The organism is Mycobacterium sp. (assembly GCF_049673265.1).
Classification (GTDB): Bacteria; Actinomycetota; Actinomycetes; order Mycobacteriales; family Mycobacteriaceae; genus Mycobacterium.
The window spans coordinates 1-4,895 of the sequence record NZ_JBATXN010000026.1; the positions used below are offsets into that span (position 1 = coordinate 1).

General features: G+C 67.8%; 4 protein-coding genes and 2 pseudogenes. 3 read left to right on the forward strand and 3 right to left on the reverse strand.

Annotated features, from left to right (window positions below):
• A pseudogene (locus WBF82_RS00790) lies at window positions 1-198 on the forward strand (hypothetical protein); the annotation flags it as partial.
• Between the two features lies 1 nt (window position 199).
• On the opposite strand, the gene WBF82_RS00795 reads toward WBF82_RS00790, so the two are convergent.
• From WBF82_RS00795 to WBF82_RS00805, 3 genes are read right to left on the reverse strand one after another with little or no spacing between them, the layout of a single operon-like run.
• Complete coding sequence (locus tag WBF82_RS00795; RefSeq protein WP_424381207.1) at window positions 200-1,501, reverse strand: amidohydrolase family protein; 1,302 nt, start codon at window positions 1,499-1,501, stop codon at window positions 200-202.
• The gene (locus tag WBF82_RS00800; RefSeq protein ID WP_424381208.1) at window positions 1,495-2,679 is read right to left on the reverse strand and encodes a CoA transferase; all 1,185 of its coding nucleotides are present in this window, start codon (window positions 2,677-2,679) and stop codon (window positions 1,495-1,497) included. Before WBF82_RS00800 ends, WBF82_RS00795 begins: the two co-directional genes overlap by 7 nt.
• Window positions 2,680-2,710: 31 nt before the next feature.
• Window positions 2,711-3,697 carry a MaoC family dehydratase gene (locus WBF82_RS00805; protein WP_424381209.1) on the reverse strand — a complete coding sequence of 329 codons (987 nt, stop codon included), beginning with the start codon at window positions 3,695-3,697 and terminating at the stop codon, window positions 2,711-2,713.
• Window positions 3,698-3,735: 38 nt separating this feature from the next.
• Here WBF82_RS00805 and WBF82_RS00810 point away from each other — a divergent pair.
• A pseudogene (locus WBF82_RS00810) lies at window positions 3,736-3,819 on the forward strand (hypothetical protein); the annotation flags it as partial.
• Window positions 3,817-4,895: acyl-CoA dehydrogenase family protein (locus WBF82_RS00815; RefSeq protein ID WP_424381210.1), on the forward strand; the 1,079-nt coding region annotated here is incomplete at its 3' end. The pseudogene WBF82_RS00810 and the gene WBF82_RS00815, both read left to right, overlap by 3 nt.

The following is a 4,895-nucleotide window of genomic DNA, read 5'->3' on the forward strand; positions in this document are numbered from 1 at the left end:
GTGTTCGACCCACTGTTGAAGGCGCTGGGGGCCGACCAGATCAGGTTTCGCGCATCGCTGTGCGCCTCCCAAGTGGTCGGTCTGGGCATCATGCGCTACGGGGTGCGGGTCGAGCCGATCCAGTCAATGGATGTCGATACCCTGGTTGACGCGGTGGCGCCCACGTTGCAACGCTATCTCGTTGGCGAGATCTCCTGATTTATTCGACTGCATAAGCGATTTGACCGCCGACGATCGTCGCGGCGACCATGCCGGCATCCAACTCGGCCAGCGCCGTTTCGGGCGATACGTTCAGCACGCAGAGGTCCCCCGGCTCGCCCGGCGCAATGATACGTGCCCGGGTCGGCTGATCGGGGTATCCGAAGAACATGCTCAAAGCTGTTCGCGCGGATACCCGTTCATTGCTGCCCAGCACGACTCCGCTGGGAGTGGCGCGGCGCACGGCCGCCCGCATGGCCGCCCACGGGTCAGGTTGGCCGAAGGGCATATCGGTCGATAAGGCCACCGGCACGTGCGCCTGTCGCAACGACGCCACCCGCCACAGCTCATCGTGCTCTTCGGCGGGAACGTCATCGAGGTACTGATCGCCGCGCTCGGCAATGAAATTGGGTTGGGTTATCACGGTCACCGCGAGTTCGGCGAGGTCGGCGATGCAGTCCGCCGGCGTCACGGCGGCGTGTTCGATACGGTCGCGCGGGTGGGTGCCGGCTTGGCGCAGCGCTGCGATCGTCACCAGCAGTTGGGCTGCGGTCACGCAGTGGATGGCAACCGGCCCGCCACCGCGGTGCCGGTCGGCGATCCAGTCAGCGAGCTGCTCGAGGTCCAGGTCGTCTTCGTGCAGGATGCGCTTGCCGGGGGCCAGGCAGTGCACGTGTTGGCGCAGTTCGCCCCGCCGATGCAGTTCGGCTAACCGTACGATGTCGCCGGCATCGAGATCCGGTGTGGCATCGGTGATTCCGGTGATTCCGTAGCGGCTCAACCGAGTGCTCAAGTCGGCCAGGCGGGTTTGGCCTCGGCTGAGCGCGTCCGACCACGAGCCCGTGCTGCGCAGCCGGCCGTCGACGTGGTCCGCCAGGCCAATCCGACCCAGGCCCGCCGAGTTGAGCATCCACAGCACCCCACTGCGGTGCTGCACGCGCAGCGGCACGGACGGAACAATGGCGTCCAGCGCCGCCCGGTCCAGCGGCCCGGCAACAGAATCGTGGTAGCCGACGGCACGGATCCAACCGTCCTCGCCGGCTTCGGCGCGCGCCAACACGCCAGCCAGGGTGGCGCGGTCGCGCACCTGCGGCGGCCCGACTCGAACCGAGCTCGCTGTGGCAGCCGCCGAATGCAGATGCACGTGGTGATCGTGCAGGCCGGGCAGCACGGTTCCGCCGGCAGCGTCGAGCACGTCCTCGCCCGCTCGCGGCTCCAACGTCTCGGCGATCTCGTCGATGCGGGCGCTCACCCGCAGGTCGACGACCACCCCGTCCAGCGTCGTCGCCCGCTGAATCAGCATGGCGCACAAAGCCTCTCGGATACGATGTGGCGCACGGCGCTGTTGTCGGCTCCCAGCGGCGGTGCTGACAGGCTGGGCGCCGGCGGCTGGGGCGGCGCGACAAACACGGTGGACGTCGACGCGGTCGCCGGCAGTGCGGCATACCTCGCTGCAACCTGTGCCATCGATACGTCGATCAGCTCGCCGCCGCCGCGGCGCAGCGACTGCCCCACCGCCCGGGCGGCCTCCAGCCCGCTCAGCGGGTCGGCGATGGCGTCGCCGCAGAACACCGGCCCATCTGTGCCATCACCGACCAGCCCGCCCGCCACCGCGGCGTCGTCGCCGAAAGCCGCACGGTGCGGCCGGCCACGATGGCCGCTGATTCGCAACCAGATCCGTCCCGACTGTCCAGGCAGGTCGTCGGCGCTCAACTGGCGGCGGCGCAGCGCCGCGGGGCGAGAGCCCTCGATGACGATGTCGGCGGTGGATAGCAACTGGCGCAGCGCATCATCGTCGTCGTCGAAATCGAGTGCATAGGACAGCTTCCCGAAGTTCATCCAATCGAAGAACTTGGCGTCGCCGCTCCGGGTGCCGTCGGGTCGCCTCGGGCTTTCCACCTTGACGACGACGGCCCCGGCGCGGGCGAGCAGCTGTGCGCACAACGGGCCCGCCCACAACGACGACAGATCGGCCACCAGCAAGTCGTCCACCGGTCGTGGCCCAACGCGGCTCCAACACCGCCGCACCGTCGGTGGCTCAGCGCCGACTTCGCCCAGACCGGCCACCGGGACATCCAGCAGCTGGCCGCGGGCCACCACGGCCTCGGTCGAACGCGTTGCCGCCCAATCAGAAAGCGCAAGCCATGGGTCGTCGGGCACGGTGTCGGCTTCCAGCAGTGCCGGCAGCGTCGTGACGTCATCCGGTCTCGGTAGCGCCACCGCGCACCAGCCGTCCGTGGTGGCCAGTAGTCGGGTGGCGCCGCCCGCGGAGACGCGGCCGCGCCTTGTCAGCCCAAGGATCGCTGCGCGGCCCGCCAATATGGTGGCGGCGTCGACGCCGACACCGAATAGTTGCGCGATGTCGGCGGCTACCCTGCGGGCTTCGGCCAGCACGCCGGCGCGACAGAAGTCCGGCTCTCCGTCAGCGGGGCCCGTCAAATACGCCAGCCCGCTGCCGGCCCAGTCCGACACCGTGTCCACGCCACCATTGTGCGCGCCACCGGTTAGCGGGTCAGAACTGCAGGGCGGTGAAACGCCAGTCCAGTACCTGCCTGGGCTCATCATGCGAGTTGCTGACGGCGTACACCAGCGACCGCAACCCCAGCACTCCGCCGTTGTCGGTCGGTTCGGCGGAATCGACATGCAGCTCGCTGTAGAGGGTGTCACCTTCATACACCGGAGCGGTGTGGTCACAGGACTGCCAGCCCAGCACGGTGGCCAGATTGGGCAACAGCCGACTGGCTTGCGCCAGCGCCAGCCCGATGGTGTGGCCACCGTAGACCAACCGGCGGCCGCCGATCCGCGAATCATGGTGCACCGAGGCGATATTCAGTGTCAGGCGAGCCAATTCTGGTGCGCTGGTGACTACATCGGCACTGCTGCGCAGCACGGTGCCCGCCAGAGTGGCATTGAAGTGCGGCCCAGGAATCCGCTCGCGGAACACGTCGCCGTCCCATTCGTCGGCAGCTGACGGCGGCGGGGCCAGATCGGCACCGACTTTCGACAAGTCGTCGGCGTGATCCGCGTCGTTCGGGCCAGCATCCGGGCTCAGCGGCAGCATCGCGCAGCGGTAGAAGTCCAGGATCAGCCGATCGACCTGGTCGATGGTTGTCATTCGCAGTGCCACCAACCCGGTGGGCGCCCTGCCCGGCTTGGCCGAGTTCTTCTTCAGGCCCACCACCTCGGTGCGGGTGAACAGGGTGTCGCCGATAGCCGGGAAGCGGTAGAACGCCAACCCGCGGTAGAACAGGTTGGCCTTCACATGTTGGGTCACCAGCGTCGATTGGCCAATCGCGACGTCGCAAACCAGTCCGGGGTGGGCCAGCGGCGCAGCTGAGCCGGTGACCGCCACCGACAGCTCGGTGTCCAGCGGCAACCGCAACCGATCGCCGAGGATGCTCTGGTGCACGGCGGCCATGCCGTGGGTCAGCGTCATCGAGGGCGCGCCGGCAAAGACCTGGCCGGCCTGCAGTTCGTCGAAGTACGGTCCGCCGGTCATCGGGTTCCCCGCCGTGTCAGCATTGCGGCATGGCGCTGAATCGCGCCGGCGACGATGCAGTGGGGGCGCCCCCAGCCGCGCAGCGGCGAGGGGGACGAAGCGATGAGGAGGAGCGGCGCTTGAATGACGATGAGGCGATGCTGGTCGAGACGGTGCGTCAGTTTGTCGACAAAGAGGTCAAGCCGACGGTCCGTGAGCGCGAGCATGCCAACGAGTATCCCGAAGCGTGGATCGAGGCGATGAAGCGCATCGGCATCTACGGGCTGGCCATCGCCGAGGAGTATGGTGGCGCGCCGGTGTCGATGCCGTGCTATGTGGAAGTGACCCAGGAGTTGGCGCGCGGCTGGATGAGCTTGGCCGGCGCGATGGGTGGGCACACGGTGGTGGCCAAGCTGTTGGGCTTGTTTGGCACCGAGGAGCAAAAGCAACGCTATCTGCCGGCGATGGCCACCGGGGCGCTGCGGGCCACGATGGCGCTGACCGAGCCCGGCGGTGGCAGCGATCTGCAGAACATGGCGACTACCGCGCTGCCAGACGGCAACGACCTTGTGGTGAATGGCTCGAAGACGTGGATTTCTAATGCGCGTCGTTCGGGGTTGATCGCGCTGCTGTGTAAGACCGATCCGGCCGCCAATCCGCGGCATCAGGGAATGTCGGTGCTGCTGGTCGAGCACGGGCCGGGGCTGACGGTGTCGGCCGATCTGCCCAAGCTGGGCTACAAGGGCGTGGAGACCTGCGAGCTGTCGTTCGACGGCTATCGCGCGCCGGTCTCGGCGATTCTCGGCGGGGTAGCGGGTAAGGGTTTTTCGCAGATGATGAAAGGCCTTGAGACTGGGCGCATTCAGGTGGCGGCGCGGGCGCTGGGGGTGGCCACCGCGGCGCTGGAGGACGCGCTGGCCTACGCCCAGCAGCGCGAGAGTTTCGGCGAGCCGATCTGGAAACACCAGTCGGTCGGCAACTATCTAGCCGACATGGCGACCAAACTCACCGCCGCTCGCCAGCTCACCCGCTATGCCGCCGAGCGTTACGACAGCGGCCAGCGCGCCGACATGGAGGCCGGGATGGCCAAGCTGTTCGCCTCCGAAGTCGCGATGGAAATCGCGCTCAACGCAGTACGCATCCACGGCGGCTACGGCTACTCCACCGAATACGACGTCGAGCGCTACTTCCGCGACGCCCCGCTGATGATCGTCGGCGA